A 21,715-nucleotide genomic window follows, 5' to 3' on the forward strand; every position below is an offset into this window, starting at 1 on the left:
GCCTCAGAACCGCTCGGGCCGGATCAGGGCCACGATCAGGTAGGCGAAGGCAAACAGCGCCGCCCCGCCGCCCAACAGATAATCGAACAGCATGGGCGGCCTCAGGCCCGGGCACAGGCGGCGACATAGGCCGCGCACAGGGCGAAGGACGCCAGGAACAGGGCGACCATGGCCAGGTCGCCGATCGGGGCAGGCATTGGAACCTCGTGTACCGGGACGGCGATACGCGCCGCCCCCGGAACGTGGCCCCGCCCCCCGTAGGAAAGCGATGCCGCCCCGCCCCACCCCCTATAGGAATGTCATAGGGATTTGGGTCCCGCCCGCGCAACAGGCCCCTCCCCCGTGCCGCAGCAATGGGGGGGGATGGGGGCGGTATCCTGACGCTGCGGCCTGGGCAGCGACTTCAGCGTTGCGTCCCGCCCCCACCCTGCCCTCCCCCATCGCAAGCGACGGGGGAGGGTTAAACAGGTGCTCAAACCTCCTGGTATGCCAGCTTCAGGCCGGGGCGGGGCCAGTCGACGGCGATCAGGTTGCCGTGGCCGGACAGGGTGATGAAGGCGGTCTTCATGTCCTTGCCGCCAAAGCAGATGTTGGTCACGTGCGAATCGTCATACTCGATGAAGTCGAGCGCGCCGTCCGGCGTGAAGGTGCTGATGCCGCCCTTGGGATTGCCCAGGGTGGCGACGCTGATCCGGCCGTCCGCCTCGACTGCCAGGCTGTCGAAGCGGTGCGCGCCCGCCGACTTGCCGACGATATCGCCGCCGCCCGATGCGCTGGTGACGACGCCCGGTGCCGTGATGTCCCACTTCAGCAGGAAGCCGCTGAACGTATGGGCGACATAGACCGTCTTGCCGTCCGGCGACAGGCCGGTGCCGTTCGGCGTCAGCAGCGGGAAGGCCAGCGGCGTGATCGCGGAGCCGTCCGCCTTGGCATAGTAGAGCGTGCCCAGCGCCAGCTGCCGGCCGAACACCTTGCCCAGGTCGGTGAAGTAGAAGCCGCCATGGGCGTCGAACACCAGGTCGTTCGGCCCGACCAGGCCGACGCCGTCACACTCGGTATAGAGCGTCTCGACCTTGCCATTGGCGAGGTTCACCCGCTGGATCGAGCCGCCCTTGTAGCCGGCGGAGGGTTGGCCGGTCGTGAACACCTCGCCATTGTGCTCGACCCACTCGAAGCCGCCATTATTGGTGATGTAGACGTGGTTGTCGGGCCCCAGCGCCGCGCCGTTGGGGCCGCCGCCGACATGGGCCACGACCTCGACCTTGCCCTGTGCCGTGACGCGGGTCAGGTTGCCGCTCTGGATCTCGACCAGGATCACGCTGCCATCGGGCATCGCGATCGGGCCTTCTGGAAACTTCAGCCCGCTCGCCAGGTGACGTACTGCCATGGGTTCTTCCTCCCTGTTGGTTCTTGGGTGCCGAGTGCGGCTTGTCGCTCCGCATCATGGCCATGCCGCCGGCGCGCGCAAGCCAGCGTGTTCAAGCAGCGGCAGCACGTCCCGGTTGAAGCGAGCAATGCCGTCCAGGTAGTCGACCCAACCGAGCAGCACGCCGTCGACGCCCGCGTCCGACAGCATGGCGAGGTCGCTCGCGATATCGTGCGCCGTGCCCAGCAGGGGCGCGCCCCCGGCGCCCGCCATGATGCCGAAGCGGACCTGCGCCTGCACCTCGGCCGGCAGGGCCGCGAAGCCCGGCACGAACCAGCGGATGAAGGACTGGGCCATCGCCTCGTCCCCCTGCGCGCCGACGCAGTCCTCAAGGACGGCCAGGGCCCGGGCGCGGCTGTCGTCCTGCACCACGATGGCGTGGACCCAGACCTGAAGCGTGCGGCCGAAGGACCGGGCCAGGGCGCGGTAGTCCTCGACCTGCGCCCGGATCGCGCCGGCCTCCATCTCCCGCACCATGACGAAGGCGATGTCGCAGTGCCGGGCGGCGAAGCGCATGCCCTGGGGCGAGTTGCCGGCATTCATCAAGGGTGGGCGCGGCCGCTGGAGCGGCTTGGGCTGGGCTACCGCCTGGGCCAAAGCGATGCCGCCGGCGCCGGCCAGATCCAGTGGCGCCTCCTGCTGCCACAGGCGGCTGACCGCCTCCACCCAGGTTTCGGCATGGGCATAGCGGGCTTCGGGTTCGGGGACGGCCAGGCCGAACATGTCCAGTTCCGGCTTCAGCCAGCCGCATACGATGTTGAGGGCAAAGCGCCCGCCACTGGCGTGGTCGATCGTCATGCCCTGCTTGGCGGCCACGATCGGGTGGAACATCGGCACATGGCAGGTCGCCATGACGCAGATGCGCTGCGTCAGCGCCGCCATGGCGGCGGCCCAGGTCATCGTCTCGAACGTGTGGCCGGACGGATGCTCGGGCGGCCCGAACGGGTGCCAGCGGGCATAGGGGACCAGTGCCTCCAGCCCGGCTTCATCGGCGGCGCGGGCCACGGCCACCGTGTTCGCCCAGGTCGGGCGATACAGCTGCGGCGCCCGGGTCATGGTGATCCCGGGGCCGTTGCTGCCGAACACCCCCAGCTTCAGGCGGTTGGGCCCGAAGAGGGGGTTGGCGTGGGCCAAGGGTCTAGCGGCCGGTGAAGTTGGCCTTCCGCTTTTCCACGAAGTGGGCAACACCCTCCTTGAAGTCGGCGGAGGCGAAGCTGCCCTTCATCTCGGCGTCCGCCTTGGCCAGCGATTCGTTGAAGCTGGAGAAATTGGCGTCGAAGACCTGGGCCTTCATGACCGCCATGGAGCGCGGCGACACCTCGCTGGCCAGCATCTGGGCATAGGCCATCACGGTCGCCATGAACTCGGCATCAGGGATCGTGCGGTTGACCAGGCCGATGCGCTCCGCCTCGGTCGCGTCGACCTTGCGCGCGGACAGCAGCAGGTCCAGGGCATTGGCATTGCCGACCAGGCGCGGCAGCAGCCAGGCCACGCCATGTTCCGCGATCAGGCCACGACGCGAAAAGGCGGTCGTGAACACGGCCGACGCCGCCGCAAAGCGCATGTCGGCATAGAGCGAGACGACCAGGCCCAGGCCGGCACACGGCCCGTTGATCGCCGCGATCACCGGCTTTGGCGTCCGCATGAAGTAGCCGAAGTCGCCCTGGAAGTGCTCCTTCACGTCAGGCCCGAACTCGGTCGCCCAGTCGGCCGCGGCAACCTTGGTCGAGCCGGCGCCCTGGCCGTCCGGCTTGATGCCCTGAAGCAGGTTCATGTCGGCCCCGGCGCAGAAGCCGCGGCCGGCCCCGGTCAGGACGATCGCCCGCACGCTGTCGTCGGCCACCGCATGGGCCATCGCCGCCTTCAGGCTCTGCCCCATGGCGCCGGTCCAGGCGTTCAGCCGGTCCGGCCGGTTCAGGGTCAGGATCGCGACCCCGCCCTGCTGCTCATAGAGCAGGTCCTGCAACTGGGGTGCCGCACCCGTGGTCCGCACTGCCGTTGCCTCGCCCATCCTGTCCTCCTGTCCTGCGTTTCATCCCTTGATGGCGCGCAGTCTAGAGGCGGTCGCGGGCGGTGTCTTGTCCCCGTGGACGCGGACGCCGGCCTAGCGGCGGCGGGTCCAGACGCGGACGCCATCGGGCGTCTCGACCTGCATCCGGTCGGTGCCCTGGAACGTGACGGGCAGATCGAACTGGCGGAACAGGTTCTCTGGCGTGGGCGCCGGCCCGCAGAACGACACGGTGCAGGTGGTCTTTGGCGCGAAGTCGGTGAACATCGTCTGAAGGAAGCGACCGTCGGGCGAGACGCGGTAGCGGCCGAACATGTCGGCCTGGCCGTTCTGACCCACCACGCGATGCTGGACCCGACCATCGGGGGCAAAGACGACGATCTCGACGCGCGGCGGCTGCCCGCCTATGCCCGGTACGTTGCTGGTCCAGATGCCGACCAGCGGATTGGCCACGGCCTGGGCCGGCGGCAACTGGCCCAGGACCTGTCCCTGCATCTGACCCTGCAGCTGGGCGACAGCGGGGGCCACGGGCCCTGCGGTCGCCAGCAGCGCGACAAGGGCCAGGGTCGCCGGGCGGCCGCCACTTCGAACCCGATCCATCGCCCCACTCCCGTAACACGCGCAAACCATGACAACGGCGGGTGCTGCAGACCCGCCTGCCGCCTTGCGCGCAGCACAACTCCCTGGATCGTTAGCAGTTCCGTCCGTGGACTGTCACCTGCCCAGTGGCACTATTGCTGACGCACCCACAGCATGGGGCCGGAGGCGTCCTGCGTCTGCATGCGATTGGGTCCCTGGAACTGGATCGGCGTCGTCAGGGTCTGGTTCAAATAGCCCGGCGGCGGCAGGGGGTTGCAGAACCCGGAGGAGCAGAGCTGCTTCGGCTCATAATCCAGGAAAACCGTCTGCAGGTATTGCCCGTCGGCCGAGAGCTGGTAGCGGCCAAAGACGTCGTTCTGGCCCGCCGGGCCGATCGTGCGCTGCTGCACGCTGCCGTCCGGGCCATAGCTGACGAAGAAGCTGAGATAGGGCGATCCGTCCGAGAGATAGGTCGTGGTGCTCCATACGCCGACCAGCGGGTTGCCGCCCATCTGCGCCCGGGCTGGTGCCAGGGCCGCGCCGCCGGCGAGCAGGACGGCCAGCACCGCAAAAAGTGTCCGCCGGCTTGGCTGCGTGCTCTGTTGCGCGTCGATCATTGTCGCATTCCCTGGCTGTGGCCTGTCCTGGACCGCAGATGGGGGCGCCCGCCGGCCGCTGGCAGGTGCAGCCGTCACAGGCACCGCGGCGGTGCAGGAGCAACAACAATGATGCAACCGCCGTCACACCGCCTGTGACACCTGCGCCGACAAAGCGCTCAATCAACTATTGTTTCATGTACAAATCCAATTCATGCGCCCTTGAACCGCAAAAATGATCTCATATCTGAGTACAACACCTCAGGATGCGTTCAATGAACCCTCGAACCTGGTGGACCAGCCTCACCCATGGCGCCGGGCTGGAAACGCTGGTGGCCGGCCTGCTGGCCAGCGAGTTCCTGACCGGCACGTCGCTGCTGCTGCTGGACGGCATCGCGCCGCGTGGCACGGAGGGCGGGGACGAAGGCGCGGCCGCCCTGGTGGCGCCGCCGACCGCACCCGGGATCTGACCATGGAGCCGCAACGCCGGCGACCGGGGCGATGTCGACGCGGTCCCTTCGCCGTCTGAATTGCTTCGACCTGTCTGGCGCGGCGCGCCGTTGCCTCAATGCTTGGGATCCAGTCTCCATGTCCGACATCAACCTCATCGAACTCTCTGGCAAGGCCGCGGGCCTGGTCGCGCGGGAGCGCACGGGGGTGCGCTTCTATGCCTCGAACGAACCGTTCTTCGCCCTGGACGGCCAGTATTTCCGGTCGCTGCAGCAGGCTGAGCGCGCGGTGCGCCGGTTTGCCGTGGTGGCAGCGCCGCCGGCCGCCCGCAGCGGGACCGCACGGCCATGAACAGACCGGCGCCGCCCGCGGCGACGACGCAAGCCGGCCTGGACCATCTTGCCAGGGTCCATGCCGGCCTGGTCGACGACCTTCCCGATCCGTGCGGCGGGCGGCGCCACCTGCTGCAGGTCTTTGCCTTTGCGGCGCGCACGCTGGCCGGGCGCCATTGCGCGGCGGCGGAGATCTATGAAGGCGCCCTGGGTGCCGTGATGATCTCGGCCAACCTGAGGCGACGCTGCCCGCTGGCCGGGCCGCAGGCCACCGCGCTGGCCGATCACGAGGCGCTGCCCTTCAGGTGGGCGGACCCGGCGCAAGGGCTGCCGCTGGCCATCGCCTATGCCGCGTGGAAGCTGGACGGGGCCGCAGCGCCGCCCGCCGCGCTGGTCGACGGCATCCGGGACTTGATCGCGGAGCACATCCCGGCCCAGGCTCTGGACCTTGCGCTGACCGCGTTGCGGCAGCATCGCATGGAGACCTGGGCGCATTGGCTTCCCCCCCATTGAGTGACGCGACACTGACCGATCCGCCCGCAGACCTGGGCGCCGGCCCGGACTGGGCCGCCCTGGACGACCTGGCGGAGCGCTTCGCGCTGCGGGCAGAGGCAACGGACCGCGCCGGCTCCCTGCCTGAGGAGAACCTGGCGGAGCTGGGCGCCGGTGGCTGGCTGCTGCTGACCGTACCGCGGGCGCTGGGCGGCTGGGGCCTGGGGATCGAGGCTGCGGCACGCGCCACCAACCGCGTGGCGCGTGCCTGTGCCGCGACCGGCCTGATCTACGGCATGCACCTGATCCATCATGGCCTGTTCGGTGGGACCCGCGCGGCCTGGCCTGCCGCGGTCTATGCCCGCGCGGCCCGCAGCGGGGCGCCGGCGATCGGCCTGCTGAACTCCGCCCGGGTCGAGCCCGAGCTGGGCAGCCCGTCCCGTGGCGGCCTGCCCGGCACCGTCGCCACCCGCGTCGGCGACGGCTGGTCCATCACGGGGCACAAGCGCTACACCACGGGCGGCCGCGCCCTGGGCTGGATCGCCGTCTGGGCCCGGACGGACGAGAACCCGGTGCGCGTGGGCCAGTTCCTGGTCCCCGGCAACAGCGCTGGCCTGCGCTTCGTCGAGACCTGGGATCACCTGGGCATGCGCGGGACCGAAAGCCACGACCTGATCCTGGAGGATGTGCGGGTACCGCTCGACCACGCCGTCGACGTGCGCCCGCCCGCCGCCTGGGCCAAGCCCGACCCGGCGCAGGGGGCATGGTACGGCCTGGTGCTGGGCGCGCTGTACCTGGGGATCGCGGAAGCCGCGCGCGATTGGCTGGTCACCTACCTGGCGACGCGCATCCCGACGGGACTGGGCGCGCCGCTGAACACGGTGCCGCGCATCCAGGACGAGGTCGGCCGCATAGAGGCCCTGCGCAACGCGGCCCGGCGCACGGTCTGGAGCACCCTGCGCGAGGCAGAGGAGACCGGGTTCGGCACCGCACTGGCCGATGTGGGCCTGGCCAAGATGACCGCCACGCGCAACGCGATCGAGATCGTGCAGACGGCGATCAGCCTGATCGGCAATCCCGGCCTGACCCGCGCCAACCCGCTGGAGCGTCACCTGCGCGATGTGCTGTGCGGCCAGATCCACACGCCACAGGACGACACGATCCTGCGCACCGCCGGCCGCGCCGCGCTGGGGGTCTGACCGCGCTGGCGGTCTGGCGCAAAAGCCCGCCGGCCCGGCCAGGACCGGGGCCGGCGGGCGATGCCGTTTCTATTTCTTCTTGCCGCCGCTGGGCCCCTTGGCGGCACCCTTGGTCTTGGTTGTCTCGGCCGGGGCCGGCTTCGCGCCGGCCTTGGGTGTCTTTGCCATTCCAGTCCTCCCTTGCAGTGCGATGTTCGTGACGGGACCAGATGACGGGGTCGTGCGCGCAGCCGCGTGCGCGATCCCGGCCGGCGTCGGCGGACCCGCAATCCCGCGCGCGCCCGGCCGGTGCCGACCGGCCAAGCGTGCCTGAACCGCGCGCCACCGCAAGGCCCGCGCATCGCAAGGCGGCCGTCCGGCCAGTTTCGGCTTGAGATCGGTCGGCATTGGGCTATCAAGCCAGGACCAGAGGAACGCCAGGACAACAATGGACAATTCCCCCCTGCCGATCGTCCGCTCGGTCGCCGACCTGCGCCGTGCCGTCGCCGGGTTCCGGGCCCAGGGGGCGAGCGTCGCCCTGGTGCCGACCATGGGCGCGCTGCATGCCGGTCACATCGCCCTGGTGCACGAGGCGCGCCGCCGCGCCGCGCGGGTCGTCGTCTCGATCTTCGTGAACCCGACCCAGTTCGGTCCCAACGAGGACCTGTCCCGCTATCCCCGGCAGGAAGCGGCCGATGCCGCCCTGCTGGCGGAGGCGCATGCCGACCTGGTCTTTGCCCCGACGGTGGCGGAGATGTACCCGCCAGGAGCGGAGACCATCGTCCGCGTCGACCATGTCTCACAGGGTCTGTGCGGCACGTTCCGGCCGGGCCATTTCCAGGGTGTCGCGACCATCGTCACCAAGCTGCTGCTGCAGGCCCTGCCCGACTTCGCCTTGTTCGGTGAGAAGGACTTCCAGCAGCTGAAGGTGATCCAGGCGCTGGCGCGCGACCTCAACATCCCCGTGCAGATCCTGGGCGTGCCGACCGTGCGGGAGGCCGACGGCCTGGCCCTGTCGTCGCGCAATGCCTATCTGTCGGCGGAGCAGCGGGCCCGCGCGGTCGCACTGCCCACCGCCTTGAAGGCCGCATGTGCCCGCCTGGCACGGGGCGAGCCGGCGGAGGCCGTCCTGGGCGACACCGTCGCCGCCCTGACGCAGGCGGGCTTCGATCCCGTCCAGTATGTCGAGGTGCGCGACGCGGCCACGCTGGACCCGGTCGAGCGGGTCACGGCTCCTGCGCGTGTGCTGGCGGCGGCCTATCTGGGAACCACGCGCCTGATCGACAATTGGCCGGTGGAGCCCGGACGCGACGGGACGACCTGATCGGAGACAGCGTGACAGGAAACAGGGCGACCGGACTCACGGGCCCCGACCCCAGCGCTCCCTTGAGCGAGGGGGCGACGGCGCTTCTGCTGGCCCAGGCCGTGCGCAAGCATGGCCAGGTCCTGACCATCACCCGGAGCGCCGGGCGCGCCGGGCGCCTGGCCCAGGCGGTGCGTGCGCTGGCGCCCGCCGTGGAGGTCCTGCACCTGCCACCCTGGGACTGCCAGCCCGGCGATGGAGCCGCCCCGTCACGCGGTATCGTGGGCCAGCGCGCCGCCGTCCTGGCGACCCTGGCGCAGCAGCCGGCGGCGCCCACGGGCCGGCTGGTCCTGGCCTCCGCCGCGGCGGCGTTGCAGGCCCTGCCACCGCCCGACGCGTGGGACGATGCCTGCCTGACCCTGCGCGTCGGGGCGGCGCTGGACGAGATTGCCCTGCGCGCCTGGCTGGACCAGGCCGGCTATTTCTCGGACGGGCGGGTGGACGAGGTGGGCGAGTTCGCGCTGCGCGCGGCGACGCTGGACGTGCATCCCGGGGCCGCCACCCTGCCCTGTCGGCTGGACCTGGCGGAGGGCCGGATCCAGGCCATCCGCCGCTATGACCCCGTGACCCAGCGCTCGCGCCTGGAGGTCGACAGCGTCACCCTGGCGCCGGTCAGCGAACCGCCCTTCAGCCCGGCGCAGCGCGCCCAGCTGGCCGAGCGCCTGGCCGAGCAGGGCATGGCCCGCGAGCGGGCGGAGGAGGTCGTGGCGATCGCCCGCGACCGCGGCTCGCTCAGCGCGCTGTTCCCCCTGCTGCACCAGCCCGTGGCCAGCCTGCCCGACCTGTTGCCCGGCGCGTTCGTCGTGCGCGACGCCGGGGCGGAGGGGGCCCTGGCCGAGGCCGCGGCCCAGGCGGCGGAAGTGCTGGAGCTTGAGCTGGGCCCGGCGGTGCGCGATGCGCTGCGCCCCTTGCGGCATGCCGCGCGGCGCCTGCTGACCCTGCCGCTGGACCTGCTGGAGGCAGCACTCGCCGCGCATCCCGGCCTGGCCCTGGCGGAGGGCACGGCGGCGGACGCCGCGCCGCGCCTGGCCAGCATCCCGGCGGCTGTGCGCCGGGCGGCCCAGCTCGCCGCACAGGGCTGCCGGGTGATCCTTGCGGCCGGCGATCCCGGCGCCGCGCCGCGCGTGGCGCGGGCCGCTGCGGCGGCCGGCCTGGCGCCGGCGACCGTGCTGGACAGCTGGCCGGCCGACGACGCCCTGGCGCCCGGCGCCGTCGCGGTCCTGCCGCTGGCCCTGGCGGAGGGTTTCGACCTGCCGGGCTGGGCGGTGATCGCGCAAGGCAGCGCCACCAGCGCGGAAGAGGTCGGCACGCCGCATGGACTGCTGGTCCAGACCGATCTGGCCGAGGGGGATCGCGCCGTCCACTTGGACCATGGCATCGGCATCGTGCGCGGCCTGGAGGCGGCCTGCGAGACGCTGCCCGAGGATTCGCTGGTCCTGGAATATGCGGGCGGCGACCGCCTGCTGGTCCCTGCGTCGGAGCTGGACCGCGTCTGGCGCCATGGCTCCGCCGATTCGGGGCGCGCGCCCGACCGCCTGCACGGCAGCGGCTGGGAGGACCGCCGCGCCGAGCTTGAGGCCGACGTGGACAAGGTCGCACGCCGCCTGGTGCGCGAGGCCAGGGCCCGCGCCCGCGCCGACGCAGCCGTCCTGCAACCCCCGCGACCCGCCATGGCCCGCCTGGCCCGCAGCTTCAAGTTCGAGCCGACGGCCGGCCAGCGCGCGGCGATCGAGGCCACGCTGAGGGACCTGGAGGCCGGCCGCCCGATGGACCGGCTGGTGGTCGGCGATGTCGGCTATGGCAAGACGGAGGTGGCGATCCGTGCCACCGGCGCCGCCGCCCTGGCCGGCGCGCAGGTCGCGATCCTGGCCCCCACGACGGTGCTGGCGCGCCAGCACCTGGCCAGCTTTCGCGCGCGCCTGGCGCCGCTGGGCCTGACGGTCGCCGGCCTGACCGGGCGCGATGGCCGCGCGGACGCCGACGCCGTGCGCCAGGGCCTTGCCGACGGCACTGTCGATGTCGTGGTCGGCACCCACGCCCTGTTCGCCAAGGGCCTGCAATTCGCCCGCCTGGCCCTGGTCGTGATCGACGAGGAACAGCGCTTCGGCGCCCGGCACAAGGCGGCCCTGGCCGCGCTGCGGCGCGGACGGCACGTCCTGACGCTGAGCGCCACGCCCATCCCGCGCACGCTGCAGGGCGCGCTGGCCGGCTTGCGCGACCTCAGCATCATCGATACGCCGCCGGCACGGCGACGCCCGGTGCGCACCCTGATCGTGGAGGAGGGCCCCGCCATCCTGGCCGAGGCACTGGGCCGCGAACTGCGCCGCGGCGGGCAGAGCTTCGTCATCTGCCCCCGCATCGAAGACCTGGACGAGGTCGAGGCCGCCGTTCGCCATGCGGTGCCGGAGGCCCGCGTGGTCCAGGCCCATGGCCGCCTGGGCAAGGCGCTGGACGACGCCATCCTGGCTTTCGCGCAAGGGGACGCGGACGTCCTGGTCGCCACTGCCATCGTCGAGTCGGGCATCGACATCCCGCGCGCCAACACCATGCTGGTCCACCGCCCAGAACTCTTCGGCCTGGCCCAGCTGCATCAATTGCGGGGCCGGGTGGGGCGCGGTGCCGCGCAGGCCTTCTGCTACCTGCTGACGCGCCCGGGCGAGCCGCTGGGCGAGGTTGCGGCCAAGCGGCTGCAGGCGCTGGAGGTCATCGAGAGCCTGGGCGGCGGCTTCGCGATCGCTGCCCTGGACATGGAGTTGCGCGGGGCAGGCGTGCTGTTCGGAGAGGAACAGTCGGGCCATGCCTCGGAAGTGGGCACGGAACTGCTGCAGGACCTGCTGTCGCGCGCGGTGCGCCGCCTGCGCGGGGAGCAGATCGCCGACTGGCGGCCAGAGCTGGTCCTGGGGCTGCGCCAGACGATCCCGCTGGACTATGTGCCGGAAGCAGAGTTGCGCATCGGCCTGCACCGCCGCCTGGCCCGGTGCCGCGGCGAGGCGGAACTGGACGACCTGCGGGCCGAGATCGAGGACCGCTTCGGCAGCGCGCCGGACGCGGTCGAAACCCTGCTCGACGTGGCCCGGGTCCGCGTCCGTGCGCGCACCCTGGGGGTCGCCGAACTGGTGCTGGGCCCGGCCGCGACGGCGCTGGCGCCACCCCAGCGCACGGCCCAGGCCCTGGCCGACCTGGCGGCGCGGCTGGACCAGGGGGCCACCATCAGCGGTGAGCGCGTGCTGCTGCGGGAATGCCCGCCGCCCGACGCCCTGGCCCATGCGAATGCGTTGCTGGACCGGATCGCCGCAGCACCTGCCCCGCGCCGGTCCCGCCCGCGCAGCCGCAAGCCGCAGCCGGAGGCGGTTGCCGCCTGACCCGGGCGGCCAGGCTCAGGATGCCGGGCGTTCAATCAGGAACTGGCCTACGTCGGTCGCCTGGGCGCGGAAGGCGGCCTCGCAGCCCTTGAGGTAATAGGCCCACATGCGGCGGAAGCGCTCGTCGAAGCCCAGCGGGGCGATGCGCTCCCATTGCGCCTGGAAGGCGTGATGCCAGCGGTCCAGCGTCTCGGCATAGTCGATGCCGAACCAGTGCTGCTGCGCCAGGCGCAGACCCGCCCGCGTCACCGCCCCCTCCAGCGCGCGGGGCGACGGCAGCATGCCGCCCGGGAAGATGTAGCGCTGGATGAAGTCGACCTGCCGGCGATAGGTCGCGAAGCGGCCGTCGTCGACCGTGATCACCTGCAGCATCGCCCGCCCGCCGGGGCGCAGGCGCTCGCGCACGACATTGAAATAGGTCGGCCAGTTCGCCTCGCCCACCGCCTCGAACATCTCGATCGAAACGACGTGGTCGAAGGTCCCGGCGACGTCGCGATAGTCGGTCAGGGCGATCTCCACCTGGTCCCCGACTCCGGCCTCGGCCATGCGGCGACGGGCGAACTCCGCCTGCTCGCGCGACAGGGTCAGGCCCGTGACACGCGCACCGGCGCGGGCCGCGCGCTCGGCGAAGCCGCCCCAGCCGCAGCCGATCTCCAGCACCCTGTCGCCGGGGCGGATGCCCAGGTGCTGGATGATGCGGTCGTACTTGCGGGCCTGCGCCGCCTCCAGCGCCTCGTCCGGCGCGGCGAAGACGGCGGCCGAATAGGTCATCGAGCGGTCGAGCCACAGGGCATAGAACGCGTTGCCCAGGTCATAGTGATGCGCGATGTTGCGGCGCGCGCCGGCCCGGGTGTTGGCGTGCAGGCGATGCCACAGCCGGCTGGCCACGCCGACCAGGGGCGAGGCGCGCAGCGCGCCGGCCAGGACATGCTCGTTGGCATAGCCAAAGGCCAGGACCTGGTAGAGGTCCGGCGTCGACCAGTCACCGTCCATGAAGGCCTCGGCCAGGCCCAGTTCGCCCCCGGTCAGCACCCGCCATACCGCGGCGTCGCGGTGCAGCCGGATCACCGCGTCCGGCCCCTGGGTCGCCGTGGCGAAGACATGCTGGGTGCCGTCGGCAAAGACCAGGGTCAGGCTGCCCTTCTCCGCCCGCTCGGCCCAGCCGATGGCGATCCGCTGCAGCAGCGAGCGGCGGCGCTTGGCGGATTGCGGGGCGGCCTCAAGACTGCTCATGCGTTACGGCCCTCGGGATCTGGAACGGCGACGATGGTGCGGGCCACGGGCGCCGCGGCCGCAGCGTGGGGCAGGAAGCGCACCCCCTTGAGCCACAGGCGCAGCGCGTGCCAATGGATCGCGGCGGTGACCTTCAGCGTCATCAACGGATAGCGCAGGAACGCCCAGGCCAGGGCGCGGTCGTCCAGCGGCCGCCGGCGGCCCTGGAACGTCGCGGACAGCAGCGTCCCCTCCGCGTCGTCGACCTGGATGCCGACCGCCACCCGCTCGCCCGGCGGCACGATCCGGAAGCGGTAGCGCATGGTGCGGTCGATGAACGGCGAGACGTGAAAGGCCTTGTCGCAGGCCTGGCGGACAGAGGCGGCGGCATCCGCGCCGTCATCCGCCGCGACCGGGATCACATAGGTGTGCCGCTCGCCATAGGTGTTGTGCACCTCGTACAGGATGGCGGCCAGGCGACCATGCGCGTCGTCGCAGAAATAGACGCTGAGCGGGTTGAACACATAGCCCAGGATGCGCGGATAGCAGAGCAGGCGAACGCGCCCACCGCCCAGGTCGATGCCGGCGGCGCGGGCCTGCGCCTCGACCCAGGGGCGGAGCGGGCCGCCATCGCCATGGTCGCTGTCGTGCAGGCCGAACAGCGCCCGCCGGTTGTGTCCGAACAGGCGCAGGCCGCGGTCCAGGTCGGCGAGCTCGTCCAGGTCCAGCAGCAGCGAGAAGACCCCGTGGCGCAGCGCGTGACGCCGCGGCCGGGTGCGCGCATGGACGACGAGGCCGGCATAGAGGCCGGATGCAGCCAAGCGCGCGCGCCCGTCGGCGCTGGCCGTCCGTGGCGCCACGCGGGTCAACCGGCGATACGGGTCGGCAGCGTCATGGGGGGAATGCGCCCCGATTCGGCCGCGACCGTCCAGGGTCGGCGCACATTGCCGGCAAGTTCAGCCACCGCCAGGCCGGACTGCAGCGCGTCCTCGTGGAAGCCATAGCCGAAATAGCTGCCGCAGAACCAGGTCCGGCGCAGGCCCTGGATCTGGCACAGCGCGCCTTGCGCCTGCAGCGCGCCGGCGTCGTAGAACGGATGGCTGTAGCTGAAGCGGCCCAGCACCGTCTCCGGACGGGGCTGGCGCATCGGGTTCAGCGACACGAACAGGGGCACGGCCGGGTCAAGCGACTGCAGGCAGTTCATCCAGTAGGTGACGTTGACCCGGTCGCGGGCATCGCCCGTGCTGCAGAAGTTCCAGCTGGACCACACGCGCCGCCGCCGCGGCATCAGGCTGGCGTCGCTGTGCAGCACGGCCTCGTTCGGCGTGTAGTGGAAGGCACCCAGGACCTGGCGCTCGGCCGTGTCGGCATCGCCCAGCATGGCCAGGGCCTGGTCGGCATGGGCGGCGATCACGACGGCATCGAAGGCCTCCGTCCCGGAGGCATCAGTCTCGACATAGACACGGGCATCGCTGTCCCAGGGTCGCGTGATGCGCCGGACCGGCTGGCCCAGGCGGACATCCTGCACCGGCTTCAGCAAGGCCTGCACGCCCAGCCGGCTGCCGCCGTCGACCGTGCGCCAGGCCGGCCGCCGGGTCACGTTCAGCAGGCCGTGGCTGGCGAAGAAGCGCAGGAACGAGGCCAGCGGATAGGCGCGCACCGCCTCCGGCGCGGTCGACCAGATGGCGGCGCTGATGGGCAGGATGTGGTCGCTGATGAACGCCTGCGAATAGCCCTCGCGGTCGAGATACTCGCCCAGGCTGAGGTCCAGCACCGCCGCGTCGGCGGCGCTGCCATCGGGCCCCGCCAGGGCCAACCCCTCGCGCGAGAAGCGCAGGATGTCGCGCAGCATGCGCCAGAAGCGCGGGCGCAACAGGTTGCGGCGCTGGCCGAACAGGCGATTCAGGTCGACGCTGGAATATTCCAGCGCACCGTTGGCGCCGACGCTGGCCGAGAACGACATGGTCGACGGCCGGGTCGGCACGCCCAGGTGGCGGTACAGCGCCGATAGGTTCGGATAGTTCGGTTCGTTGTAGACGATGAAGCCGGTATCGACCGCGATCGTTCCGCGCGGCCCCGGCACGTCGACCGTGTGGGCGTGGCCGCCGGGCCGGGAGTCCTGCTCGAACAGGGTGACGCGGTGGCGGCTGCTGAGGAGCCAAGCGGCCGAAAGACCGGCGATCCCGCTGCCGACCACGGCAATCCGAAGGCTGCGGTCGGATTGCTCCAGGTATCCATCGGGCACGGTCGGGCAGCCTCCAAGGCAGTGCACCTCACTGCGCTGCGGGATTGTTCCATTCCTACGGCCGCTGTCCACAACTGGTTCACGCTGTGGCGCGATCGGGGTCCCGACCGCGGCAGGCACGATGCACCACGCGGCGATGATCCAGGCCGCCCCGGGCCGCCGTATTGCTGTGCATGACGCTGGCGACCCTGACCCTGGACGGCCATTCTGGCACCCGCATCCTGCGGGCGGCACAAGGCGGACGCCTGCCGCCGCGGGCGAGCAACGGTGCACGGAGCAAGGGCCTGATGACAGCCCCGGCAGACCAGCCGGACAGCAACGCGGGAAGCGGCCCGGACGTGCGGGCCCAGGATCCCAGCGCGGACGACCTCGCCGGCATGCGCCCGCCGGGCCCGCCCGTGGCCGTCCAACCCGCCGCGGCCATCGCCGCGCAGCATATCGCCTGCCTCCAGGCGGTCGCGCTCAGCCAGGACCGCGAGGCGTTCGAGACGCTGTTCCGGCACTTCGCGCCGCGCGTCAAAAGCTACCTCCTGCGCCAGCAGGGTGACGCAACCCGGGCCGAGGAACTGATGCAGGAGACGATGGTCCTTGTCTGGCGCAAGGCCCACCTGTTCGACCCGGCCAAGGCCGCCCCCGCCACCTGGATCTTCCGAATTGCCCGCAACCTGCGAATCGATGCCTTCCGCCGCGAACGCCATCCCGAGATCGACCCCGCCGACCCCGTCCTGCTGCCGGAGCCCGAGCCTGCGGGCGACACGACCCTGCAGCGCGCGCAGGAGGCAGGCATGGTGAGTCACGCCCTGTCGAGCCTGAGCGAGGCGGAGCAGGCGGTGGTCCGCCTGTCGTTCTACGAGGACCTGTCGCACAGCCTGATCGCCGAGCGCCTTGGCGTGCCGCTCGGCACCGTCAAGTCGCGCCTGCGCCTGGCCTTCGGCAAGTTGCGGCGCATCCTGGGCGAGGAGGCCCGGCCATGACCGCAGGCGTGCACCATCACGTCAGCGACGACCTGCTGATGAGCTATGCCGCCGGTTCTCTGGGCGAGGGCTGGAGCCTGGCGGTGGCAACCCACGTGGCGCTGTGCCCCGCCTGCCGCGACCGCCTGCGCGCGGCCGAAGCGGTGGGCGGCGCCCTGCTGGAGACGCTGGACGACGCGGCGGTGGCGCCGGGCGCGCTGGACAGCGTCCTGGCCCGCGTGGCTCGGCCGAAGCCTGCCGGCTCGCACCCCGTCCGGCCGGCAGCGGGGGTCGAGGACCCGATGCTCTATCCGGAACCGCTGCGCGGCTACCTGGAGCGGCTGGGCCGTCCGACCTGGCGCAAGCTGGGCGGACAGGTGGCCGAGATCCGCATCCCGACCGGTGACTCCGGCACCACCTGCCGCCTGCTGCGCATCGCGGCCGGGGCCGCGGTGCCGGAACATGGCCATCGGGGGCTGGAGCTGACGCTGGTCCTGCGCGGGCGCTTCCGCGATGGCAGCCAGTGCTTTGCCCGCGGCGATATCGAGCAGTCCGACGAATCGGTGCAGCATCAGCCGGTGGCGGAGCCGGGCGAGGACTTCATCTGCCTGGCGGTGACGGATGCGCCGCTGCGTTTCCGCGACTGGCTGCCGCGCCTGCTGCAGCCGGTGTTGAGGATCTGAGAGCCCAAGGGGGATCACGCCGATGAGCCGCAGCCTGGTTGCCTATCTCGCGACGGCGATCCCGTTCCTCGCCATCGATTTCGTCTGGCTGAACTGGGCGTCGGGCGCGATCTATCGCCCGCGCCTGGGCAACCTCCTGCTGGAGCAGCCCAACATCGCGGCGGCGGGGGGCTTCTACCTGATCTATGCCGTGGCGGTCACGGCGCTGGTCGTGGTGCCGGCGCTCGATCGCGGCGCCTGGACCCACGCGCTGATGATGGGCGCGCTGTTCGGCTTTGCGGCCTATGGCACCTATGACATGACCAACCTGTCGACCCTGCGCGGCTGGTCGGTCACGGTGACGGTGATCGACATGGCCTGGGGCACGTTGCTGACGGCCACCGCCGCCACCATCGGCTTCTTCGTCACCCGGGCGATCCATCCGCCCGCCTGACCCGTCGCTCGCCCGAGCGCGGTGGCTGACGCAGGGGACGCATGCCCCTATGGTGTGCGCCGGAGACGCCACTAGAAGCCGTGCGAGCAATGCAAACCCCTGGATATGACAAGCAGGCCGTGGAGGCCTGGATCGCAGCAAACGTTCCCAGCCTGACGCCACCGCTGGACTGGCACCGGCTGGAAGGCGGGCATTCCAACCTGACCTACATGCTGACCGATGCGCAGGGGCGCCGCGCCGTGATCCGGCGGCCGCCGCTGGGCGAACTGCTGCCCAAGGCGCACGACATGGGTCGCGAATGGGCGCTGATCTCCGCCCTCAGCCCCACGCCGGTGCCGGTGCCGCAGGCGCTTGGCTTCTGCGAGGACATGGCCGTCACGGGGCAGCGCTTCTATGTGATGAGCCATGTCGACGGCAAGCCGCTCTATACCGCCGACGATACCAACCGCCTGGTGCCCGAGAGCGAGCGGGTCAAGCTGGCGCATTCCTTCATCGACGTCCTGGCCGACCTGCATTCGGTCGACCCGGACGCCGTCGGCCTGGGCGACCTGGGCAAGCGCGACAGCTATGTGGGCCGGCAGCTCAAGACCTGGTACCAGTCGTGGACCGCCTCGATCGAGCCGGCCCAATATGACGATCCCCGCGCACACGACCTGCAGCGCTTTTTCCTGGACAACATTCCCGACCAGGGGCCGATCCGCGTGGTGCATGGCGACTATGGCCTGCACAACTGCCTGACCGGGCCCAACCATGTGATCGCGGCGGTGGTGGACTGGGAAATCTCCACCCTGGGCGATCCGCTGGCTGACCTCGCCTATGCCCTGAATCCCTGGCCCGATCCGTCGGACAGCCACGCGGCCACGCCGGGCACCGCGACCTCCGTTCCCGGCTTTCCTGCGCGCAGCGCGCTGGCGCGGCGCTATGCGGAGCGCACGGGCCGCGACCTGTCGGCGCTTGACTACTATGTCGGCTTCAACCGCTGGAAGACGGCCGCGATCATCCATGGCGTCTATGCCCGCTACATGGCCGGCAAGAAGAGCGCCGAGGGCATCGACCTGAACGAGCTGCGCGGCCGTGTCGACCAGAACCTGACGCTTGCCGCAGAAGCGGTGGCGCGACTCTAGATCGTCGGGGCAGCAGCCCCTGCTCCAGGATGCGGGGGGTATCCCGGGCGGATGCCACACCCCCGCGGCCAAAGAAAAACCCCGGAAGATCGGTGATCTTCCGGGGTTCCGACTGGTGGAGCTGAGCGGAATCGAACCGCTGACCTCCTCATTGCGAACGAGGCGCTCTCCCAACTGAGCTACAGCCCCGAAACCGGGGTCCGGCCTGCCCGGCCATCCCTGGCGGGACGGCCGGTGCCGATGCGGCGCGCACATTGCTTCTGGCGGCCCGCCCTGTCAAGCGGGGACTTTGGCCTGGATTAGGGCCTGGACCACAGTGCCGCGCCGGCCGGGCGCCCCAGCTTGCCAGTGCGGTCCGCATTGCCTACATGACGACAACCCGAAACCCGAGGCGGTTGGCTTATGGATCCGTTCACGACCCTGATTCTTGCGGTCCTCGACATCTATTCCTGGATCCTGATCGCCACCATCGTGCTGAGCTGGCTGGTCGCGTTCAACGTCGTCAATTCGCGCAACAATGTCGTCCGCACCATCGGCGAGGTGTTGTACCGCCTGACCGAGCCGGTCCTGCGGCCGATCCGCAACCTTCTGCCCAACATGGGCGGCCTGGACCTGTCGCCCATCGTGGTGTTCCTGGGCATCTGGTTCCTGCAGATGCTGATCGTGCGCTACATGGCGCCGGCCATGGTGGGCGCCGGATTCTGAGCGGCGACGCCGATCCCGCCGCGCTGGGTGCCCGCGTCGTCGACGGCGGCATCCTGCTGGCGGTCCGCCTGACGCCCAAGGGCGGGACCGCCCGCATCGACGGGCTGGCCAGCGATGCCGCCGGGCGTTGCGTCCTGCGCGCCCGGGTGGCGGAAGCGCCGGAGAAGGGCCGCGCCAACCATGCGCTGTGCCGCCTGCTGGCCGACGCGTTCGGTGTCCCGGGCGGCGCGGTGCGGGTTGAGTCGGGTGCGGCGTCGCGGACCAAGACGGTGCGCATCGACGGCGCGGCGCCCGCGCTCTTGCGGACCCTTCGGGGATGGGCTACCAGCCCGGCAAACGACGGTCGCGGGTCCGTCGCAGCAGGCACGGCCGGGACGGGATCATGAGCACGGCATCGGTGATCGACGGCAAGGCCTTCGCGGCGGCCCTGCGCCAGCGCATCGGCGCGCGGGTGGCGGACCTGGCCCCGTCCGGGCTGAAGCCCGGCCTGGCGGTGGTGCTGGTCGGCAGCGATCCCGCAAGCGAGGTCTATGTCCGGTCCAAGGCGCGGGAGACGCTGGCCGCCGGCATGGCCAGCTTCCAGCATGTCCTGCCCGAGACGACGACCGAGGAGGAGCTGCTGGCCCTGGTCGGGCGCCTGAACCGCGATCCGGCGGTGCACGGCATCCTGGTGCAACTGCCCTTGCCCAAGCACATCCGCGAGGCGATGGTCCTGGCCGCGATCAGCGTGGCGAAGGATGTCGACGGCTTCCACATCCTGAATGCCGGCCTGCTGGCCACGGGCCAGGCAGCGATGGTGCCCTGCACCCCGCTGGGCTGCCTGATGCTGCTGAAGGACCGCCTGGGCGACCTGTCGGGTCGCAAGGCGGTGGTCGTCGGCCGCTCCAACATCGTCGGGCGGCCCATGGCGCAGCTGCTGCTGCGCGAGAACTGCACGGTGACGGTCGCGCATTCGCGCACCCGTGACCTGCCCGCCGAATGCCGGCAGGGCGACATCCTGGTGGCGGCCGTGGGCAGGCCCGAACTGATCCGCGGCGACTGGATCAAGCCGGGCGCCGTCGTGATCGACGTGGGCGTCAACCGGATTGAGCAGGGCGATGGCAAGACCCGCCTGATCGGCGATGTCTGCTTCGCCGAGGCGGTGCAGGTGGCGGGCGCCATCACCCCCGTGCCGGGGGGCGTGGGGCCGATGACGATCGCCTGTCTGCTGGCCAACACCGTCACCGCGGCCTGCCGCCAGGCCGGCCTGGACGAACCGCGCTTCGACTGAGGTCAGCCGGGCGCCGGCTTCGCCATGGTGCCCGGCAGCTGCTCCAGGCCGTCCGTGACGGTGTAGTAGTCGCCGGCATCGGCCATGAAGATATGGCGCACCGTCGCCAGGCCGGTGGGCGCATCCAGCGTGCCGGCGGCGATTGCCACCTTGTCCTGGCCCACGCGTTCCCAGAACAGGCTGGAGCCGCAGGTCCGGCAGAAGCTGCGCAGGATGCCGGGCGAGCTTTCATAGCTGGCAAGGCCGTCTCGCGCGGCGAAGGACAGGGCCGCGCGGGGTGCGTCGGTATAGGCGGCGACATGGCCGTGGAACCGCCGGCACATGCCGCAATGGCAGTTCACGACGGGACGCAGCGGCGCGGCAACCGTGAAGCGGACGGCCCCGCAGAGGCAGCCCCCGGCCACGGCACCGGCGCTCATTCCTGGACGCCCTTCACCTCGAACACATAGTCGGTGTTGTAGGTACGGACATAGAGCCGATCGCCCTTCAGGATCAGCGTCTCTGGCCCGCTGCGCACGGGAACCTTCTGCACGGTCGTGCCGTCGCGCGAATCAAGGACGTAGAGGAAGTCCGGCTCCTCCGTGAAGCCATAGCCGGCGATCAGCGCGTCGGCCCCCGCCAGGACCAGGGTGCCGGCATTGGCGACCAGCGGATCGCTCTGCCACAGCAGCTTGCCCGTCGCGGGGTCGAAGGCGCTGACAAAGGCGTTGAGGCCCATCGACGAGCGCGCATAGGTGCGGTGGCCGGTGGCGACGAACAGCTTGTCCGGCCCCTCGATCATGGCCAGCGTCTCCAGCTCGACATAGTCCTTGTCGCCCGGCACGAAGCGCGGCGGCATGGTCCAGGCACTGAGGTCCAGCCCGGCCTGGCCGGCGCCGGGATGGGCCACCACGATCAGCCGGCCCTGCCGCCCATAGCTGCCGGCGACGGCGCCGTTGGGACTGCGCACCGCGCGGTCCAGGGGCAGTCCCTGCGCCATGGGGGGCAGGCCAAAGGCGCCGGCATCGATGGTCCGGTCGATCGCCGCCCAGTCCCAGTTCATGCTGAGGCCGTTCTTGGCGAGCCATTCCTCGACCGTCTCGGTCGGGTTGCGCGTCTCGCTCAGCTTGCGCAGGCGGACCTGGCTGCGTTGGCCCTCCGGCACCTCGACCTCGCTCGCCAGGGTGCGGGCAAAGGGCGACGGATCGACCGACAGGAATGCCACCGGATCCTGCTGCGCCCCGGCCGGCCGGCCCGACAGGCCGCCCAAGGCCAGGAAGGCCGCAACCGCCGCCCCGATCACCATACGCGTCATGACCACTCCC

At 71.2% G+C, this 21,715-nt stretch carries 25 protein-coding genes and 1 tRNA gene; 13 read left to right on the top strand and 13 right to left on the bottom strand.

Annotated features, from left to right (window positions below; genetic code table 11):
• Positions 1–3 precede the first annotated feature (3 nt).
• From ACI6GS_RS22110 to ACI6GS_RS22135, 6 genes are all read right to left on the bottom strand, one after another.
• The gene (locus ACI6GS_RS22110) at positions 4–93 is read right to left on the bottom strand and encodes a potassium-transporting ATPase subunit F (protein ID WP_439815642.1); all 90 of its coding nucleotides are present in this window, start codon (positions 91–93) and stop codon (positions 4–6) included.
• Between the two features lie 379 nt (positions 94–472).
• Entirely contained in the window at positions 473–1,387 is a 915-nt protein-coding gene (locus ACI6GS_RS22115) for an SMP-30/gluconolactonase/LRE family protein (protein WP_439815643.1), read from the bottom strand.
• A 54-nt stretch (positions 1,388–1,441) separates the two neighbouring features.
• Entirely contained in the window at positions 1,442–2,560 is a 1,119-nt protein-coding gene (locus ACI6GS_RS22120; RefSeq protein ID WP_439815644.1) for an LLM class flavin-dependent oxidoreductase, read from the bottom strand.
• Positions 2,561–2,564: 4 nt separating this feature from the next.
• The gene (locus ACI6GS_RS22125; protein ID WP_439815645.1) at positions 2,565–3,437 is read right to left on the bottom strand and encodes an enoyl-CoA hydratase; all 873 of its coding nucleotides are present in this window, start codon (positions 3,435–3,437) and stop codon (positions 2,565–2,567) included.
• Positions 3,438–3,530: 93 nt separating this feature from the next.
• Positions 3,531–4,034 carry a hypothetical protein gene (locus ACI6GS_RS22130; protein ID WP_439815646.1) on the bottom strand — a complete coding sequence of 168 codons (504 nt, stop codon included), beginning with the start codon at positions 4,032–4,034 and terminating at the stop codon, positions 3,531–3,533.
• Positions 4,035–4,165: 131 nt separating this feature from the next.
• Entirely contained in the window at positions 4,166–4,630 is a 465-nt protein-coding gene (locus ACI6GS_RS22135; RefSeq protein WP_439815647.1) for a hypothetical protein, read from the bottom strand.
• Between the two features lie 254 nt (positions 4,631–4,884).
• On the opposite strand from ACI6GS_RS22135, the gene ACI6GS_RS22140 reads away from it, so the two are divergent.
• The 6 genes from ACI6GS_RS22140 to ACI6GS_RS22165 all read left to right on the top strand — a co-directional run bounded on the left by ACI6GS_RS22140 (position 4,885) and on the right by ACI6GS_RS22165 (position 11,786).
• Positions 4,885–5,079 (top strand): hypothetical protein, encoded by a 195-nt coding sequence (locus tag ACI6GS_RS22140; protein WP_439815648.1) that lies wholly within the window; start codon positions 4,885–4,887, stop codon positions 5,077–5,079.
• Positions 5,080–5,197: 118 nt separating this feature from the next.
• Complete coding sequence (locus tag ACI6GS_RS22145) at positions 5,198–5,410, top strand: hypothetical protein (RefSeq protein ID WP_439815649.1); 213 nt, start codon at positions 5,198–5,200, stop codon at positions 5,408–5,410.
• Positions 5,407–5,904, top strand: a complete 498-nt coding sequence (locus tag ACI6GS_RS22150; RefSeq protein ID WP_439815650.1) for a hypothetical protein — start codon at positions 5,407–5,409, stop codon at positions 5,902–5,904. Before ACI6GS_RS22145 ends, ACI6GS_RS22150 begins: the two co-directional genes overlap by 4 nt.
• Positions 5,901–7,082, top strand: a complete 1,182-nt coding sequence (locus ACI6GS_RS22155; protein WP_439815651.1) for an acyl-CoA dehydrogenase family protein — start codon at positions 5,901–5,903, stop codon at positions 7,080–7,082. The genes ACI6GS_RS22150 and ACI6GS_RS22155 overlap by 4 nt, the downstream gene beginning before the upstream one ends.
• A 427-nt stretch (positions 7,083–7,509) precedes the next feature.
• Positions 7,510–8,385 carry a pantoate--beta-alanine ligase gene (panC, locus tag ACI6GS_RS22160; protein ID WP_439815652.1) on the top strand — a complete coding sequence of 292 codons (876 nt, stop codon included), beginning with the start codon at positions 7,510–7,512 and terminating at the stop codon, positions 8,383–8,385.
• 11 nt (positions 8,386–8,396) lie between these two features.
• Positions 8,397–11,786, top strand: coding sequence for a DEAD/DEAH box helicase (locus ACI6GS_RS22165; protein ID WP_439815653.1), 3,390 nt, complete (start codon positions 8,397–8,399; stop codon positions 11,784–11,786).
• A 15-nt stretch (positions 11,787–11,801) separates the two neighbouring features.
• On the opposite strand, the gene ACI6GS_RS22170 is transcribed toward ACI6GS_RS22165, so the two are convergent.
• From ACI6GS_RS22170 to ACI6GS_RS22180, 3 genes are read right to left on the bottom strand one after another with little or no spacing between them, the layout of a single operon-like run.
• Positions 11,802–13,019 carry a class I SAM-dependent methyltransferase gene (locus ACI6GS_RS22170; RefSeq protein WP_439815654.1) on the bottom strand — a complete coding sequence of 406 codons (1,218 nt, stop codon included), beginning with the start codon at positions 13,017–13,019 and terminating at the stop codon, positions 11,802–11,804.
• On the bottom strand, positions 13,016–13,858 hold the full coding sequence (locus ACI6GS_RS22175) for a DUF1365 domain-containing protein (protein ID WP_439815655.1): 843 nt from the start codon (positions 13,856–13,858) through the stop codon (positions 13,016–13,018). The genes ACI6GS_RS22170 and ACI6GS_RS22175 overlap by 4 nt, the downstream gene beginning before the upstream one ends.
• Before the next feature lie 5 nt (positions 13,859–13,863).
• Entirely contained in the window at positions 13,864–15,243 is a 1,380-nt protein-coding gene (locus tag ACI6GS_RS22180; protein WP_439815656.1) for an NAD(P)/FAD-dependent oxidoreductase, read from the bottom strand.
• 173 nt (positions 15,244–15,416) lie between these two features.
• On the opposite strand from ACI6GS_RS22180, the gene ACI6GS_RS22185 reads away from it, so the two are divergent.
• From ACI6GS_RS22185 to ACI6GS_RS22200, 4 genes are all read left to right on the top strand, one after another.
• Positions 15,417–16,217, top strand: coding sequence for a sigma-70 family RNA polymerase sigma factor (locus tag ACI6GS_RS22185; protein ID WP_439815657.1), 801 nt, complete (start codon positions 15,417–15,419; stop codon positions 16,215–16,217).
• Positions 16,214–16,879, top strand: a complete 666-nt coding sequence (locus tag ACI6GS_RS22190; protein ID WP_439815658.1) for a ChrR family anti-sigma-E factor — start codon at positions 16,214–16,216, stop codon at positions 16,877–16,879. The genes ACI6GS_RS22185 and ACI6GS_RS22190 overlap by 4 nt, the downstream gene beginning before the upstream one ends.
• 22 nt (positions 16,880–16,901) lie before the next feature.
• A complete protein-coding gene (locus ACI6GS_RS22195) occupies positions 16,902–17,312 on the top strand; it encodes a DUF2177 family protein (protein WP_439815659.1) in 411 nt (136 codons plus the stop codon).
• Between the two features lie 89 nt (positions 17,313–17,401).
• Entirely contained in the window at positions 17,402–18,436 is a 1,035-nt protein-coding gene (locus ACI6GS_RS22200) for a phosphotransferase family protein (protein WP_439815660.1), read from the top strand.
• Positions 18,437–18,549: 113 nt separating this feature from the next.
• On the opposite strand, the gene ACI6GS_RS22205 is transcribed toward ACI6GS_RS22200, so the two are convergent.
• Positions 18,550–18,625, bottom strand: a tRNA-Ala gene (locus ACI6GS_RS22205).
• Positions 18,626–18,838: 213 nt separating this feature from the next.
• Between ACI6GS_RS22205 and ACI6GS_RS22210 the strand changes: the two genes are divergently transcribed.
• Positions 18,839–19,141, top strand: a complete 303-nt coding sequence (locus tag ACI6GS_RS22210) for a YggT family protein (protein ID WP_439815661.1) — start codon at positions 18,839–18,841, stop codon at positions 19,139–19,141.
• Here ACI6GS_RS22210 and ACI6GS_RS22215 read toward each other — a convergent pair.
• The gene (locus ACI6GS_RS22215; protein WP_439815662.1) at positions 19,105–19,323 is read right to left on the bottom strand and encodes a hypothetical protein; all 219 of its coding nucleotides are present in this window, start codon (positions 19,321–19,323) and stop codon (positions 19,105–19,107) included. The two genes, ACI6GS_RS22210 and ACI6GS_RS22215, sit on opposite strands and share 37 nt — an antisense overlap.
• Between ACI6GS_RS22215 and ACI6GS_RS22220 the strand changes: the two genes are divergently transcribed.
• Both ACI6GS_RS22220 and folD read left to right on the top strand, forming a co-directional pair.
• On the top strand, positions 19,246–19,527 hold the full coding sequence (locus ACI6GS_RS22220) for a DUF167 domain-containing protein (RefSeq protein WP_439817998.1): 282 nt from the start codon (positions 19,246–19,248) through the stop codon (positions 19,525–19,527). The two genes, ACI6GS_RS22215 and ACI6GS_RS22220, sit on opposite strands and share 78 nt — an antisense overlap.
• Positions 19,524–20,411, top strand: coding sequence for a bifunctional methylenetetrahydrofolate dehydrogenase/methenyltetrahydrofolate cyclohydrolase FolD (gene folD, locus ACI6GS_RS22225; RefSeq protein WP_439815663.1), 888 nt, complete (start codon positions 19,524–19,526; stop codon positions 20,409–20,411). The genes ACI6GS_RS22220 and folD overlap by 4 nt, the downstream gene beginning before the upstream one ends.
• 2 nt (positions 20,412–20,413) lie before the next feature.
• Here folD and ACI6GS_RS22230 read toward each other — a convergent pair whose 3' ends face one another.
• Complete coding sequence (locus ACI6GS_RS22230; protein ID WP_439815664.1) at positions 20,414–20,830, bottom strand: GFA family protein; 417 nt, start codon at positions 20,828–20,830, stop codon at positions 20,414–20,416.
• Positions 20,827–21,705 (bottom strand): hypothetical protein, encoded by an 879-nt coding sequence (locus ACI6GS_RS22235; RefSeq protein WP_439815665.1) that lies wholly within the window; start codon positions 21,703–21,705, stop codon positions 20,827–20,829. Before ACI6GS_RS22235 ends, ACI6GS_RS22230 begins: the two co-directional genes overlap by 4 nt.
• Between the last annotated feature and the right edge of the window lie 10 nt (positions 21,706–21,715).

Origin of the sequence: Zavarzinia sp. CC-PAN008, from assembly GCF_051903925.1 — a bacterium.
Classification (GTDB): domain Bacteria; phylum Pseudomonadota; class Alphaproteobacteria; order Zavarziniales; family Zavarziniaceae.